Source organism: Roseivirga sp. E12 (assembly GCF_017592825.1).
Taxonomy (GTDB): Bacteria; Bacteroidota; Bacteroidia; order Cytophagales; family Cyclobacteriaceae; genus Roseivirga.
The window spans coordinates 372,864-387,112 of the sequence record NZ_JAGFMD010000002.1 but is presented as its reverse complement, the minus strand read 5'-3'; the positions used below and the strand labels follow the sequence as shown (position 1 = coordinate 387,112).

General features: G+C 41.6%; 14 protein-coding genes. 6 read left to right on the top strand and 8 right to left on the bottom strand.

Features of this window, described 5'->3' with window-relative positions:
- The first annotated feature begins 15 nt into the window (after positions 1-15).
- Genes J4E76_RS09390 through J4E76_RS09380 form a run of 3 tightly spaced genes read left to right on the top strand, consistent with a single transcriptional unit; the run spans position 16 to position 3,520 of the window.
- Positions 16-702: a succinate dehydrogenase cytochrome b subunit gene (locus J4E76_RS09390; protein ID WP_208503445.1), complete on the top strand. Its 687-nt coding sequence runs from the start codon at positions 16-18 to the stop codon at positions 700-702.
- Between the two features lie 10 nt (positions 703-712).
- Positions 713-2,722, top strand: a complete 2,010-nt coding sequence (locus J4E76_RS09385; protein WP_208503444.1) for a fumarate reductase/succinate dehydrogenase flavoprotein subunit — start codon at positions 713-715, stop codon at positions 2,720-2,722.
- Between the two features lie 45 nt (positions 2,723-2,767).
- Positions 2,768-3,520, top strand: coding sequence for a succinate dehydrogenase/fumarate reductase iron-sulfur subunit (locus J4E76_RS09380; RefSeq protein WP_208503516.1), 753 nt, complete (start codon positions 2,768-2,770; stop codon positions 3,518-3,520).
- A 64-nt stretch (positions 3,521-3,584) separates the two neighbouring features.
- On the opposite strand, the gene J4E76_RS09375 is transcribed toward J4E76_RS09380, so the two are convergent.
- From J4E76_RS09375 to J4E76_RS09350, 6 genes are all read right to left on the bottom strand, one after another.
- Complete coding sequence (locus J4E76_RS09375) at positions 3,585-4,064, bottom strand: lipocalin family protein (protein ID WP_208503442.1); 480 nt, start codon at positions 4,062-4,064, stop codon at positions 3,585-3,587.
- A gap of 68 nt (positions 4,065-4,132) precedes the next feature.
- Positions 4,133-4,750 (bottom strand): ATP-binding cassette domain-containing protein, encoded by a 618-nt coding sequence (locus tag J4E76_RS09370; RefSeq protein WP_208503440.1) that lies wholly within the window; start codon positions 4,748-4,750, stop codon positions 4,133-4,135.
- A 1-nt stretch (position 4,751) separates the two neighbouring features.
- Positions 4,752-5,534: an acyl-ACP--UDP-N-acetylglucosamine O-acyltransferase gene (gene lpxA / locus J4E76_RS09365; RefSeq protein WP_208503438.1), complete on the bottom strand. Its 783-nt coding sequence runs from the start codon at positions 5,532-5,534 to the stop codon at positions 4,752-4,754.
- Complete coding sequence (locus J4E76_RS09360; protein ID WP_208503436.1) at positions 5,531-6,919, bottom strand: bifunctional UDP-3-O-[3-hydroxymyristoyl] N-acetylglucosamine deacetylase/3-hydroxyacyl-ACP dehydratase; 1,389 nt, start codon at positions 6,917-6,919, stop codon at positions 5,531-5,533. Before J4E76_RS09360 ends, lpxA begins: the two co-directional genes overlap by 4 nt.
- Positions 6,920-6,943: 24 nt before the next feature.
- Positions 6,944-7,966 (bottom strand): UDP-3-O-(3-hydroxymyristoyl)glucosamine N-acyltransferase, encoded by a 1,023-nt coding sequence (gene lpxD, locus J4E76_RS09355; protein WP_208503434.1) that lies wholly within the window; start codon positions 7,964-7,966, stop codon positions 6,944-6,946.
- 14 nt (positions 7,967-7,980) lie between these two features.
- Positions 7,981-9,210, bottom strand: a complete 1,230-nt coding sequence (locus J4E76_RS09350) for an HD domain-containing protein (RefSeq protein ID WP_208503432.1) — start codon at positions 9,208-9,210, stop codon at positions 7,981-7,983.
- Positions 9,211-9,260: 50 nt separating this feature from the next.
- Between J4E76_RS09350 and J4E76_RS09345 the strand changes: the two genes are divergently transcribed.
- Genes J4E76_RS09345 through J4E76_RS09335 form a run of 3 tightly spaced genes read left to right on the top strand, consistent with a single transcriptional unit; the run spans position 9,261 to position 12,476 of the window.
- Complete coding sequence (locus J4E76_RS09345; RefSeq protein ID WP_208503430.1) at positions 9,261-10,823, top strand: PglZ domain-containing protein; 1,563 nt, start codon at positions 9,261-9,263, stop codon at positions 10,821-10,823.
- 11 nt (positions 10,824-10,834) lie between these two features.
- Positions 10,835-11,257, top strand: a complete 423-nt coding sequence (gene tsaE / locus J4E76_RS09340) for a tRNA (adenosine(37)-N6)-threonylcarbamoyltransferase complex ATPase subunit type 1 TsaE (RefSeq protein WP_208503429.1) — start codon at positions 10,835-10,837, stop codon at positions 11,255-11,257.
- Positions 11,250-12,476, top strand: coding sequence for an alanine dehydrogenase (locus J4E76_RS09335; RefSeq protein ID WP_208503420.1), 1,227 nt, complete (start codon positions 11,250-11,252; stop codon positions 12,474-12,476). The genes tsaE and J4E76_RS09335 overlap by 8 nt, the downstream gene beginning before the upstream one ends.
- Here the strand turns inward: J4E76_RS09335 and J4E76_RS09330 are convergent.
- Together J4E76_RS09330 and J4E76_RS09325 are read right to left on the bottom strand one after the other, a co-directional pair.
- Positions 12,473-12,886 (bottom strand): BLUF domain-containing protein, encoded by a 414-nt coding sequence (locus J4E76_RS09330; protein ID WP_208503419.1) that lies wholly within the window; start codon positions 12,884-12,886, stop codon positions 12,473-12,475. The genes J4E76_RS09335 and J4E76_RS09330 overlap by 4 nt on opposite strands.
- A gap of 30 nt (positions 12,887-12,916) precedes the next feature.
- Positions 12,917-14,173, bottom strand: a complete 1,257-nt coding sequence (locus J4E76_RS09325; RefSeq protein WP_208503417.1) for a sodium:proton antiporter — start codon at positions 14,171-14,173, stop codon at positions 12,917-12,919.
- Between the last annotated feature and the right edge of the window lie 76 nt (positions 14,174-14,249).

Here is a 14,249-nt window from a genome sequence, read left to right as displayed (position 1 = left end):
AACTGCTAACATATAATGAGTTGGGTTAAACAAACCTTCAGCAGTTCCATTGGGCGGAAGTTCGCGATGGCACTGTCAGCACTATTCTTACTACTTTTCTTACTGCAACATTTCGCTATCAATCTACTATCGGTTTTTAGCGCAGATTTATTCAATGAGGTCTCTCATTTCATGGGAACCAATCCATTGGTACAATTTGCCTTACAACCCGTATTGATTTTCGGAGTAGTATTTCACTTTGTCATGGGATTTGTCCTTGAAATCAAGAATAGAAATGCTCGAGAAGTCAAATATGCAATGAACAATGGTGCAGCCAATTCCACATGGTTCTCAAGGAATATGATTTGGTCTGGCCTGGTCATTTTGGGCTTCATAGGTCTCCATTTCTATGACTTTTGGATCCCAGAGATCAACGTCAAATACATCCAAGGCGACATGTCAGGCATGATAAACGGAGAGTACAGATATTATGAGGAATTAGTGCATAAATTCCATGACCCGATTAGAGTAGGTCTATATGTATTGTCATTTGTTTTCTTGGCAATGCACCTAAAACATGGCTTCCAGTCTGCTTTTCAGTCAGCTGGAGCCAGACATGAGAAGTATACTCCGGGAATAAAGAAACTTGGAGGTCTTTATGCCATAGCAATCCCTGCCGGATTCATTTTCATTGCACTGTATCATCATCTAACAGCGATTTAAGAAAGGAATTATGACGACATTAAATTCGAGGATTCCAGAAGGTCCAATAGCTGATAAATGGACAAATTATAAGAATAACATTAACCTGGTTAACCCAGCCAACAAGAGATCTATCGATGTGATTGTCGTTGGGACAGGTCTGGCCGGAGGCTCGGCAGCTGCTACTTTGGCGGAACTTGGTTATAATGTAAAGGCATTTTGTTATCAAGATTCTCCCCGAAGAGCACATTCTATAGCAGCTCAGGGTGGTATCAACGCAGCAAAGAATTATCAAGGTGATGGGGATTCTACCTATCGCTTGTTCTATGATACTGTAAAAGGTGGCGATTATAGATCTAGGGAGGCGAATGTGCATCGCTTGGCAGAAGTTTCCGCAAACATTATTGATCAATGTGTTGCTCAAGGTGTCCCTTTCGCAAGAGACTATGGTGGGCTACTAGACAATCGCTCCTTTGGTGGTGTTCAGGTATCAAGAACCTTCTACGCCAAAGGTCAGACAGGACAACAGTTACTGTTGGGTTGCTACTCAGCAATGTCTAGACAAATCGGTAAAGGAAAGATAAAAATGTACAACCGTCATGAAATGATGGATGTCGTTAAAATAGATGGAAAGGCGCGGGGTATTATAGCTAGAAATCTAGTCACTGGAGAAATTGAAAGACACTCTGCACATGCAGTGGTAATTGCGTCTGGTGGCTATGGAAATGTATTTTTCCTATCTACAAATGCAATGGGTTCGAATGTTTCAGCGGGATGGAAAGTTCACAAGAAGGGTGCACACTTTGCAAACCCTTGTTATACGCAAATCCACCCAACATGTATTCCTCAACATGGCGATCAGCAATCTAAGCTGACTTTGATGTCGGAGTCGTTGAGAAATGATGGTCGAATTTGGGTTCCAGCTAAAAAAGAAGATTCAGAGGCAATTCGAGCTGGCAAATTAAAGCCAACTGATATCGCTGAAGCTGATAGAGATTATTATCTGGAAAGAAGGTACCCCTCATTTGGTAACCTTGTGCCAAGAGACGTGGCATCAAGAGCGGCAAAAGAGCGTTGCGATGCTGGTTTTGGTGTTGGAACGAATGAAACTGGTGAAGCAGTTTACTTGGACTTTTCTGCCGCTATCATGAGATACGGACAAGAGCAAGCTAATATTCATGGCCACCATGATGCATCACAAGAGAAGATTCAAGCATTAGGAACAGATGTTATAGAGAAGAAGTATGGCAATCTTTTCCAGATGTATGAAAAGATTACAGCTGACGATCCATATACTACTCCGATGAAGATTTATCCAGCGGTTCACTATACCATGGGCGGGGTTTGGGTTGATTATAACCTGATGACAACTATTGAAGGTTGCTACTGTATTGGAGAGGCGAACTTCTCTGATCATGGTGCTAATAGACTGGGAGCTTCAGCCCTAATGCAAGGTTTGGCAGATGGATACTTTGTACTTCCTTATACTATTGGAGATTACTTATCAAATGACATTCGTACAGGAACTATTCCTACTGATGGCCCAGAGTTTGACGCTGCCGAGAAAGAAGTAAAAGACAAAATCGACTTCTTTATTTCTAACAAGGGAAGCAAATCTGTTGACCACTTTCATAAACGCCTTGGTAAGGTGATGTGGAATAAAGTTGGTATGGCCCGAAATGAAAAAGGGTTGAAGGAAGCCATTGCCGAGATTAAAGAAATCAGAGATGAATTCTGGAAAGAAGTTAAGGTGCCAGGCACCAACGACAGCATGAACCCTGAATTGGAGAAGGCTGGAAGGGTTGCCGATTTTCTTGAGTTAGGAGAGCTGTTCGCGAGAGATGCATTATTGAGAGAAGAATCGTGCGGTGGTCACTTCAGAGAAGAACACAGTACAGAGGAGGGTGAGGCAATGCGTCATGACGATGATTTTGCACATGTTTCGGCATGGGAGTACAAAGGTGAACCTGCAGATGCAGTCTTGCATAAAGAGGAGCTTAAGTACGAAAACATCGAACTGAAAACACGTTCATACAAGTAATTAATTGAGAATTTAAGAATTAAACATATGTCAACCACAAACGGATTGAACCTTACACTTAAGGTTTGGAGACAAAAGAACGACAAGGATAAAGGGCAGATGGAAACCTATCAGGTTTCTGATATCTCAACAGACAGCTCGTTCTTGGAGATGATGGATATTCTCAATGAACAACTGATTAATGAAGGCAAAGACCCAGTTGCATTTGATCATGATTGCCGAGAAGGTATTTGCGGTTCTTGTTCGATGTATATCAATGGTGAAGCCCATGGCCCAGGTAGAGAGATTACTACTTGCCAGCTTCATATGAGAGAGTTTAAGAATGGTGAAACTATTTATATCGAGCCATGGAGAGCTAAGGCATTTCCTGTGATTAAAGACCTTGTAGTAGATAGAAGCTCTTTTGATAGAATCATGGCTTCTGGAGGTTTCGTAAGTGTAAATACTTCAGGTAATACTCAAGATGCTAACGCCATTCCAATTCCAAAGGCGGATGCAGACAAAGCGTTTGATGCAGCTACCTGTATTGGATGTGGGGCTTGTGTTGCTTCTTGTAAGAACTCTTCGGCCATGTTATTTGTCTCTGCTAAGGTTTCCCAGTTTGCCCTGTTACCTCAGGGTAAAGTAGAAGCTGCAGAGCGTGTTCAAAACATGGTTAGCCAAATGGATGATGAAGGTTTTGGTAACTGTTCTAACACGGGTGCATGTGAGGTAGAATGTCCTAAGGGAATCTCCTTGGATAACATTGCCAGAATGAATAGAGAATATCTTTCTGCTAGTGTTTCTGCGGACAAATAATTATAAAGAGAAGACATAAAAAAAGGCCTCAAATGAGGCCTTTTTTTATGTCTTCTAACAAAAACTATTGCTTCTGTAAATTCAGGACGTAAAGTCCACTTGTTCCAGCAGCAGCACCTCCATCTGCAGTAAAGTTTACACTTAGTCTCACCGTATTAGGTGTAGCAGTGGTATTTAGGTTGCTCACAGTAAAAACATTGTTCGTGTTATTGTCTACAATGATCTGGTCAAGATTGGTGCCGTTAAAATCCCAAGTACCTGAGGCACCAAATAACGGATCTCCATCTGCAGATGTATAAGTCTTACTTGTAAGTGTTCCTCTTAATGTCAAGCTGAAATTTTCAAACCCAGTTGCCGGAGCGCCATCAAAAGTAATCGAGGTAGCAACCCATGTGGTTCCATTGGCACCAGCGATGGCTGCAATTCTTTGCTCTTCTGGAGTTAAAGTTGGGGTGTCGTCACCGTCACCTCCTCCTCCGCCACAGGAAATTACTGAGAAAGAAATAAGGACAAGTAGGCTTAAAATATAGGTTTTTGTACGCATTGTTACTTTAATCTTCAGTTACCAATAATAGACATAAATTCTAAAAATACACACTGCATGACGCATTCTTATTTGTAATCTGCAATGTGCAATACATTATCACAGAAATCATATTCCTGCTTTTGGTTCGAACTAATAATCAATAGCTTCTTTCCTAAAAGAGGCCTTATATTATCCAAATACCAATCAATACCCTGTTCATCGAGGTTTGTAGTTGGTTCATCCAAAAAACAAACCTCACTCTTGGAGAAAAACGCTAATCCAAGTTTAAGGCGCTGTTTCATTCCCGATGAGTAATTCTTTATTTGCTTATGACGATCACTTTGCAAATACACTTTATCGATAAAGTCATTCAGTGAGTATCCATCTTGTAACGCTTTAAACTTGAAATGAAACGCTAAAAACTCATCCAATGTGAACTCTTCGATTAACTCCAGATAGGGGGTGATAATGTCTAGTGTTTTAAATATCTCATCTTCTGGAATCAGAACATTGTTATCAAAGAACTGTATAGAGCCCTCATTTGTAGGGATAAAGCCTGAAACGGATTGAATAAAGGTGGATTTACCGCTACCATTTGGCCCTGTAATGGCATAAGTATGTGTGCTTTCAAAAGTGAAGTCAAGGTGTCTAAAAATCCATTCTTTGACGAACTTTTTACCTAAATCCTTAACCTCTATTTTCATACTATCGAGCAGTATAACCTTTCATTATACCACGATCTGATCCTCTAAAGAAATTGATTATTTCATCACGTTCTCTGGTTGGGGGCATTTCAAGTTCCACCAAGTCAAGTGCTTTAGAGTTGTTGAGCCCTTTTAGGAAAATGTATCTGTATATCTCTTGTATTTCGGTGATCTTCTCGTTAGAGAAGCCACGCCTTCTTAAGCCTATAGAATTGATTCCTGCATAGCTCAATGGTTCACGACCTGCTTTGGTGTAAGGAGGGACATCTTTTCTTACTAAAGATCCACCTGATACCATGGTGTGTGCACCGACATTCACAAATTGGTGAATTGCAGCAGCACCACCAATGATGGCCCATTCTGCTATGGTCACATGTCCAGCCAACTGAACAGCGTTTACAATGATGCAGTTATCTCCGATGACACAATCATGTGCCACGTGAGTATATGCCATAATCAGGCAGTCTTTACCAATTACAGTCTTGTTGGTAGCATCAGTTCCTCTATTGAGTGTGACACACTCGCGAATGACGGTATTGTCACCGATTTCAAGGGTAGTGTCTTCTCCACCGAACTTTAAGTCCTGTGGGATTGCAGAAACTACAGCCCCTGGAAAGATTTTTACATTTTTGCCGATGCGCGCACCTTCCATGATGGTTACATTGGATCCGATCCAAGTGCCTTCGTCAATCACTACATTTTTGCTTATTGAAGCAAAAGGTTCAATGACCACATTTCTTGCAATCTTGGCTTCAGGATGAATATAGGCTAGTGGCTGATTCATGGGTTCTTAACAATTCTGGCTGTCATGGATGCTTCGCAAACTAAAGTATTTCCAACGTATGCATAGCCAGTCATTTGGGCGATACCACGCTTGATCGGAGATGTCAATTCACACTTGAATTTAATAGTATCTCCCGGAATGACCATTCTCCTAAATTTACAACGGTCAATTCCTAAGAAATATGGTGTGTAATTTTCAGGGTCTGGTACGGTATTTAGTACTAAAATACCGCCAATTTGAGCCATTGCCTCTACCTGAAGTACTCCAGGCATTACCGGGTTATTTGGAAAATGACCTTGGAAGAAGGGCTCATTCATAGTGACGTTTTTTATGCCAGCCACCATGTTGTCATCCAAATGGATGATTTTGTCAATTAATAAAAATGGATATCGATGCGGCAGAATCTGGGTAATCTGATTGATGTCCATAACAGGTTCCATGCTAGGGTCATAATGCGGTACATTTGACTTTGAGTCTAGCATGGCCTTCTTTAATTTCTTTGCAAATGCCACATTAGCAGCATGCCCAGGTCGGGCTGCAAGTATTTGGGCTTTGATAGGTCTTCCTACTAAAGCTAAGTCACCTACAACATCGAGCAGCTTATGACGAGCTGGCTCATTTCGATGCCTGAGGTCTACATTGTTAAGAATGCCTTCTTTTTTTACTTCTACCTTAGGCTTGTTGAAGAGCCCGGCTAAATAATCCAGTTCCTCATCCTTTACCACGCGATCCACTACCACAATGGCGTTATTCAAATCACCGCCTTGTATCAGGTTGTTTTTGAAGAGCATCTCAAGTTCATGTAAGAAGCAAAATGTCCTACTGGAAGCAATTTCTTTCTTGAAGTCGGCAATACTATTGAGTGAGGCATGCTGACTTCCAAGTACTGGAGAATTATAGTCCACCATCACAGTGACTCTGAAGTCATCAAGGGGTAGTGCTGCAATTTCTACATCCCTGTCGGCATCTTTATAGATCACACTCTCATTGATCTCCAGAAAGTTTCTAAGGGCGTTTTGTTCTTGCACGCCAACTTTTTCCAGAGCTTCAATAAACATCATGGAGCTACCATCCAATATTGGAGGTTCTGGCCCATCAATTTTGATCAATACGTTATCGATTTCAAGACCTACAAGAGCGGCTAAGGTATGCTCAACGGTATTTACTCGCGCACCATTATGCTCAATAGTAGTTCCTCGGGACAAATCGACAACATAGTCGACATCAGCATCTACAATCGGCTCGTTTGGTAAATCAATTCTTTGGAACTTAATGCCATGATCTGGCCCCGCAGGCGTGAAAGTCATATTGGCTGTTACACCGGTGTGTAGACCCACTCCAGATACCGTTACAGGCTCTTTAATAGTATGTTGCTTTGTCTTCATCTACTCTTTGAAAATTCCGCGAATTTAAAGCTTTTTTTCCAGTTCCTTAACCCTTTGAATGACATTGGGCAGGTTTCTTAAGGTTACGCTCATTCTTAAGAAATCGCGATGTTCCATGATAGGCGAACCAAACCATACTTTTCCTTCTTCACTAATCGTCTTTGGAACTCCAGCCTGAGGACCAATGATGGTTCTATTAGCAAGAGTCAAGTGTCCTGTAATGCCTGCCTGTCCACCGATTTGGCAATTCTCTCCAATTTTGGCACTACCTGATAACCCGGCCTGAGAAGCTATGGCTGTATTTTTACCCACTTCTACGTTATGTGCGATTTGAACAAGGTTGTCGATTTTGGCGCCTGACTTTATGATAGTCGAGCCCATTGTAGCACAGTCGATTGTAGTATTGGCTCCAATGTCTACATTGTCCTCGATGATTACATTGCCAGTTTGAGGGATTGACTTATAGGTACCGTCTTCTTGTGGTGCGAAACCAAATCCATCACTGCCAATGACCACGCCTGAATGAATTACGCAATTAGCTCCAACCTTACAGTTGGCGTATATCTTAACACCCGCATAAATGATGGTATTGTCGCCAATTTCCACATTGTCACCCAAGTAAGTGTTGGGGTAGATCTTGACATTGTTGCCAAGTTTAGCGCCATCTCCTAAATATGAAAATGCTCCTAAATAGACCTGTTCTCCGACAGTTGAAGTTTCACTCTGAAATGAAGGTTGTTCGACTCCAGTTTTGACAATCGCTGTCATTTGCTGATATGCCTCCAAAAGCTTGGCAAAGCTTGAATATGGGTCTTCAACCCTAATGAGGTTGGTTGAGTATTCTTTCTCTGCCACGAAGTCGTTTTTAACAATCACGGCACTCGCCTGAGTGCTATACAGATATGGCGTGTACTTTGGGTTGGCCAAAAAAGCAATGCTTCCAGCGGTTGCTTCTTCGATTTTCTCTAGGCGATTGACATTGATATTGCCGTCTCCATCAACCTTACCGTCAATCAGTTGGGCAACCTGTTCTATTGATATTTCCATGTTTCGATTGTGGGTTACAAAGATATGTCTTTTGGCCAGCAACGATAGTACTTGCGGACTATTTTGCTCATGGCCTTAATGTTGGGTAGATCAGCCGCTTCTACCACATCACGGACTTCTCCTGACTTAGACAAAATCATGATCTTTTGATCTGTAGAGATATAGGCGTTATTAGATAACTGTCCTGTTGAGTAGAAGTATTCAGCATCGCTGGCAGGTATGCCATAGGTGCGTTGTACTGTTAACGCAATTTGCTCTATTTCTTCTTTGCTTGTTGGTTCTGAAGTGATTTCTATTTTGAATAGCTCCCGCTTCAGAAGCATTTCGCAGAGCTTAGAAAGAACGGTATCATGGTACTGACTCCATACCTTAATGGCCCCCCAGATGTCATAGTCATCTAAGGCTAAAAATGCTTCCATTACCCCATCTTCTTTTTGAAAATCCTCAGTTTTGATTTCTTGTCTTAAGAATAACTTGAGGGCTGGTGTCGCGAAAATTTCTTGTCCTCGCTGCGTTAGGTGTTTAGCTCTTTTGATAATGCTGATAAGCATTTTCTCTGAACTGACACTGGTCTTGTGTAGATATACCTGCCAGTACATGAGTCTCCGAGCGCTTAGGAAATTCTCGATGCTGTATATGCCTTTTTCCTCAACTACTAGCTCGTCATTATGGACGTTGAGCATTTTGATGATTCTTTCTGCGCCAATAGTACCTTCGGAAACACCTGTGAAATAGCTGTCTCTTTTGAGGTAGTCAAGCCGATCAATATCGAGTTGACTGGAAACTAATTGGTTAAGAAACTTTCGGGGGTAGGCTCCTAAAAAAATCTGTAGGCTCATGGAAAGACGTCCGCCCATTTCGTCATTTAACTTTGCGATCGTTAAGTGAGAGATAGATTCATGAGCCACATCTTGCAGCAACGTTGATTCCAATGCATGAGAAAATGGCCCGTGTCCAATGTCATGAAGTAGAATGGCAATGAGTGTTGCCTCCATTTCTTCGGTAGAAATAGCGACTCCTTTTGACTTGAGGTTTTCTAGTGTCTCGGTCATTAAATGCATCGCACCTAGGGCATGATGAAACCTGGTATGGTGGGCTCCGGGATAGACAAGCTCGGTGAGCCCTAATTGCTTGATCCTTCGCAGTCGTTGAAAGTAAGGGTGATCGATGATGTCGAAGATGAGCCCGCTTTGGATAGTAATGAATCCGTAGACCGGATCATTGATTATCTTTTTTTTGTTCAAACTTTGTGCTTTTAATACTTTAAATTCGAGCTTCTTGCCAAATTCTATCTATGCAAAGATATAACATTTTGTGGGCGGACGATGAGATAGATCTCTTGAAGCCACACATCCTATTTCTGAATGATCGCGGTTATGACATCACTCCTGTGACTAGTGGTGCCGATGCTATTGACGCAGTTGAAAAGGAGCACTTCGATGTGGTTTTCTTAGATGAAAACATGCCTGGAATGACAGGTCTCGAAACATTGAGTTATATCAAAAACAAACGCCCTTCTCTACCTGTAGTGATGATCACTAAGAATGAGGAGGAACACATTATGGAAGAGGCGATTGGTTCTAAGATTGCTGACTACCTCATCAAACCTCTGAATCCTAATCAAATCTTGATTTCCGTAAAGCGGATTCTGGACAACAGGCGCTTGGTAAGTGAGCGTACTAATATGCAGTATCAGCAGGACTTCCGGACTATCAGCATGGAAATGAATGATCGAATGGATCATAAGGAATGGGCTGAAATATACAAGAAGCTCATTTTTTGGGAATTGGAAATTGACAAGACCGAAAACAAGAGCATGCAAGAGGTTCTTGAAATGCAGAAGGTTGAAGCTAACTCAAATTTCGCCCGATTTATTGAAGATGAATACGAAGATTGGTTGAACGATCCCAATGGGGATAGGCCCATTTTATCGCATCAATTGATGAAGAAAAAGGTCTTCCCACAGTTAAATGACCAACCCTTTTTCTTTATCGTAATCGATAACCTGCGTTTTGATCAATGGAAAATAATCGAAGAGGATATCGCTCCTTATTTTAATATCGAGGAAGAAGATACCTATTACTCAATTCTGCCGACAACTACTGCCTATGCTCGTAACTCACTGTTTTCAGGCGAGCTTCCCTTAGAGATGTCTCGTAAGCACCCTGACTTATGGGTAGGGGATGATGACAGTGAAGAAGGCAAGAATAACAATGAAGCAGAGTTTATCAAAAGACAGCTCAAGAAGAATAATATCAACGCTCGGATGAGCTACCATAAGATTGTTCATGCCAATCAAGGCAAACAACTGAATGATAACTTTTCTAATCTTCTTCAAAACGAATTGAATGTGATTGTCTACAACTTTGTGGACATGCTTTCTCATGCCAGAACAGACATCCGGATGATTAAGGAACTCGCTGCCGATGAGTCTGCCTATAGATCATTAACAAGATCATGGTTTCAGCATTCCCCACTGTTCGACTTGCTGAGAATGATCAGTGATAAAGGCCTTCGGGTAATGATCACCACGGATCATGGTACTTACCGAGTCAAGCGTCCTTTTAAAATCGCAGGAGACCGAAGTGTTAACACCAACCTTAGATATAAGCAGGGTAGAAACTTAGGTTACAAAGGTAATAATGGGATTTTCGAGGCCTTACAGCCAGAAAAATTACATTTACCAAAGCAGAACGTATCGACCACATATGTCTTTGCAACTGACGACACTTTCTTTGCCTATCCTAATAATTACAATCACTACGTGAAGTATTATCGAGATACATTTCAACATGGTGGCGTGTCAATGGAGGAAGTGATTATTCCGATTATTTCGTTAAATTCGAAAAGGGCCTAAAAGACATTTGAATGTTGATTAAAGCAAATTCCCTGAACGATTTGCCCAAAGTTGCCTCCGATATTATTGCCTTCGCAGGAGAGGAGAAGATTTGGGTTTTGCTGGGAGAGATGGGTGCTGGAAAAACTACTTTGACCAAGGCCCTAGGCGAGCAATTGAAAGTGTTGGATAATGTGCAGAGCCCTACATTTTCTATTGTCAATGAATACTTAACAGCAAGTGATGAGACCATTTATCACTTCGACTTTTATAGAATCGAAAAACCTGAAGAGGCAATGGAGATAGGAGTCGATGAGTATTTTTACTCTGGCAACTTATGTGTTATAGAATGGCCTCAAAGAATAGGAGGGTTGATGCCCGAAAAGTTCTTAAAGGTTGAGATTGAAAATCTTGAAGGAGAACGGAGAAACTACAAACTGACCAAACATGGATGAAACGGGAAAATCGGGGTTCGCAGCTTTAGCCAAAGAAGGGAGCCTCTATCCAGAGGAAAAGCTTTTAAAAGTTAAGTCTGGTAGTAAGTCATTGCAGATATCGGTGCCGAATGAAGTATCTCTTCAAGAAAACCGTGTTAGCCTTACTCCAGCAGCTGTAGGTATTTTGGTTGCTAACGGTCATGAAGTCCAGGTGGAACAAGGGGCTGGTAAAAACGCATTTTTCCAAGATCGTGAATATTCGGAAAGCGGTGCTCAAATTGTTTACTCCAGAAAAGAAGCCTTTGAGGCTGATTTAATAGTGAAAGTTGAACCACCAACCAAAGAAGAATTAGAGCTCATAAAACCCGGTTCGACAGTATTTTCAGCCATTCAACCAGGAAATGCTTCTGCTGAGTACTTCGAGTTGATTAACAAAAAGAAAATAACAGCTTTGGGCTTCGAACTATTGGAAGATAAAGCAGAAGGTCAACCCATTGTTAACGCCATGAGTGAGGTGGCGGGAAGTTTAGTCATTCCGATTGCCGCTGAATTAATGAGTAGTATCGGTGGCGGGAAAGGAATTATACTAGGGGGTATTACAGGCGTGCCTCCGACCAGAGTGGTAATACTTGGCGCAGGAACTGTCGCTGAATACGCTTCAAGAGCGGCTATCGGCTTGGGAGCGGAAGTCAGAATTTTTGACAATGAAATCTATAAGCTCAGACGTGTCAGGCACAAGTTGAACAACCAAGTGTTTACTTCTGTAATTGACAGTGTCACGCTAAGTCAATCGCTACTATCAGCAGACGTGGTTGTAGGTGCTTTGAGAGCTGAGAAGGGACGCGCACGATGTGTGGTTACTGAGGAAATGGTTTCAGCAATGAAATCAGGCGCAGTAATACTTGATGTGTCTATCGATCAGGGTGGTTGTATTGAAACTTCAGAGATTACTTCTCACGATCTGCCAACATTTACGAAATACGATGTGATTCACTACTGTGTTCCTAATATTGCATCACGTGCAGCCAGAACGGCTACTACGGCCATTAGTAATATTCTGACACCAATACTCTTAAAGATGGGAGATAATGGTGGAATCAATGAGATGATCTATCACTACTCATGGTTCAGCAAAGGGATTTACGGTTATAAGGGTTGTACGACCAATTTAGGTATAGCCAAAAGGTTCAACCTTCCATTCAAAGACTTGAGTCTGCTAACAGCAGCGAGATTTTAGCCTGTCATCATATTGTTGCTTACGGCTTTGAATAGCTGTTTCGAAAGGGCCGATTCTTCCTCTGGCTCGAATTCAGTGAATTCGGTAATTCCCACTTTCGCCTTAACATCGGTTGGCTCCATCGATTGATAGGCCATGGTCCAATTAGGATAAACTCTGTAAGCAGTCTCGCGCATATGCAACAGTACTAAACCATCATGTCGAGTATCGGTTTTAATACGCTCATAGAGCTTCATTAACAGATTGAACTCTCCTTCGAGCAGTTGTAAAAACTGGTTGTTGTGGAATAAGAGGCAGCCGGTTATGCCATTGGCTTTGTTAAAAGCCCTTGCTGTATGGAGTATATTCTGAATATCACTTTCAGAGGTATCCGATTTTGCATTGCTTCTATATATGAGCTCATAAAGCATAGTAACCTAATTTATGTAAAAATCATTTCACTATGAAGGCTCTTTGAGGCTTAGTTTTTTGACAAGAAATCCAATGGTAAGCCCCTGAAAAAGAATCGAGAATACTACTATGGCATAAGTTACTAAAATGATCAAGTCTCTAAATTCGGAAGGCGGTAACGATAAGGCTAAGGCAATAGATATACCGCCCCGTAGACCTCCCCAGGTTAGCATAATTACAGTACTACTCTTTTTGGCTCCTTTACTCTTCATTAAAGAGACAGGAATACCTACAGAAATAAAACGAGCCAATAATACTGCTGGTATGAGAATAAGGCCAGCCATTATATAGCTCATGTTGTCAGGAAGGGCAATGATCTCCAGACCAATTAATACGAAAAGAACTGCATTGAGAATTTCATCCAGCATCTCCCAGAACTCAGAGACCTGATTTGAAGATTGACTGGCATCTTTAATAGCGATAAGCTTATTGCCTACAATAAGGCCAGCCACAACCATAGCTATGGGACCAGAAACATGGAGCACTGATGCCAGGCCATAACCGCCAGCAGTAATGGCAATGGTAATGAGCACTTCAATTCTAGGCGCATCCTCAATACTTTTAAGAATTAGAAAACCGAGGTAGCCAAGGATGGCTCCAAATATGATTCCGCCTAATGCTTCTTCTCCCAAGAGCTTAAGTGTTTCTCCGATTTCAAAACTCGCAATACCATGTTCATGCACCATCAGTATACTTAAGAAAACAACCACTCCAATGCCATCATTGAAGAGTGATTCGCCTGATATTTTGGTTTCTAGGCTTTTAGGGGCTTTCGCTGATTTTAGAATGGCAAGTACTGCGATTGGATCGGTGGGCGAAATTAAAGCACCGAAGAGCAGGGTATAGGTAAGTGGTACTTCAAAGCCCATCGCACCTAATATCCACTGGGAGAGAAATCCAACTATAAAAGTTGAAACAAGTACCCCAAGTGTAGCAAATGCCATTACTGATGCTCTTTCCTTTTTGAGCAATTTTGAGTTGACATGAAGGGCTCCTGCGAATAGCAGGAAGCTCAGCATGAAGTCCATAAGTAGCAGCCTGAAGTCGAGAGTGGTCACAACTTCACAGGTTTCCATCATGACTTCCTTATCAAACTTGCCGATAATGATCATGATACCAGCAAAGACGAGAGAGAGGACCATGAGGCCAATTGTCATGGGAAGCTTCAAAAACTTATGATTGACATAACTGAAGATTGCAGCAATACCTATGATAATTGTGAGAGACTGAAAAAGAGAGGATTCCATATGCTAAATGTAATAATGCTTACCTAAAGATGATGATAATCAAAAACTTAGAGTGTCTTATAAAGTATATATGAAG

Coding starts and splice junctions, on each gene's coding strand:
- J4E76_RS09390 (WP_208503445.1), top strand. CDS start 16: ATGAGTTGGGTTAAACAAACCTTCAGCAGTTCCATTGGGCGGAAGTTC.
- J4E76_RS09385 (WP_208503444.1), top strand. CDS start 713: ATGACGACATTAAATTCGAGGATTCCAGAAGGTCCAATAGCTGATAAA.
- J4E76_RS09375 (WP_208503442.1), bottom strand. CDS start 4,064: ATGCGTACAAAAACCTATATTTTAAGCCTACTTGTCCTTATTTCTTTC.
- J4E76_RS09370 (WP_208503440.1), bottom strand. CDS start 4,750: ATGAAAATAGAGGTTAAGGATTTAGGTAAAAAGTTCGTCAAAGAATGG.
- lpxA (WP_208503438.1), bottom strand. CDS start 5,534: ATGAATCAGCCACTAGCCTATATTCATCCTGAAGCCAAGATTGCAAGA.
- J4E76_RS09360 (WP_208503436.1), bottom strand. CDS start 6,919: ATGAAGACAAAGCAACATACTATTAAAGAGCCTGTAACGGTATCTGGA.
- lpxD (WP_208503434.1), bottom strand. CDS start 7,966: ATGGAAATATCAATAGAACAGGTTGCCCAACTGATTGACGGTAAGGTT.
- J4E76_RS09345 (WP_208503430.1), top strand. CDS start 9,261: ATGCAAAGATATAACATTTTGTGGGCGGACGATGAGATAGATCTCTTG.
- tsaE (WP_208503429.1), top strand. CDS start 10,835: ATGTTGATTAAAGCAAATTCCCTGAACGATTTGCCCAAAGTTGCCTCC.
- J4E76_RS09335 (WP_208503420.1), top strand. CDS start 11,250: ATGGATGAAACGGGAAAATCGGGGTTCGCAGCTTTAGCCAAAGAAGGG.
- J4E76_RS09330 (WP_208503419.1), bottom strand. CDS start 12,886: ATGCTTTATGAGCTCATATATAGAAGCAATGCAAAATCGGATACCTCT.
- J4E76_RS09325 (WP_208503417.1), bottom strand. CDS start 14,173: ATGGAATCCTCTCTTTTTCAGTCTCTCACAATTATCATAGGTATTGCT.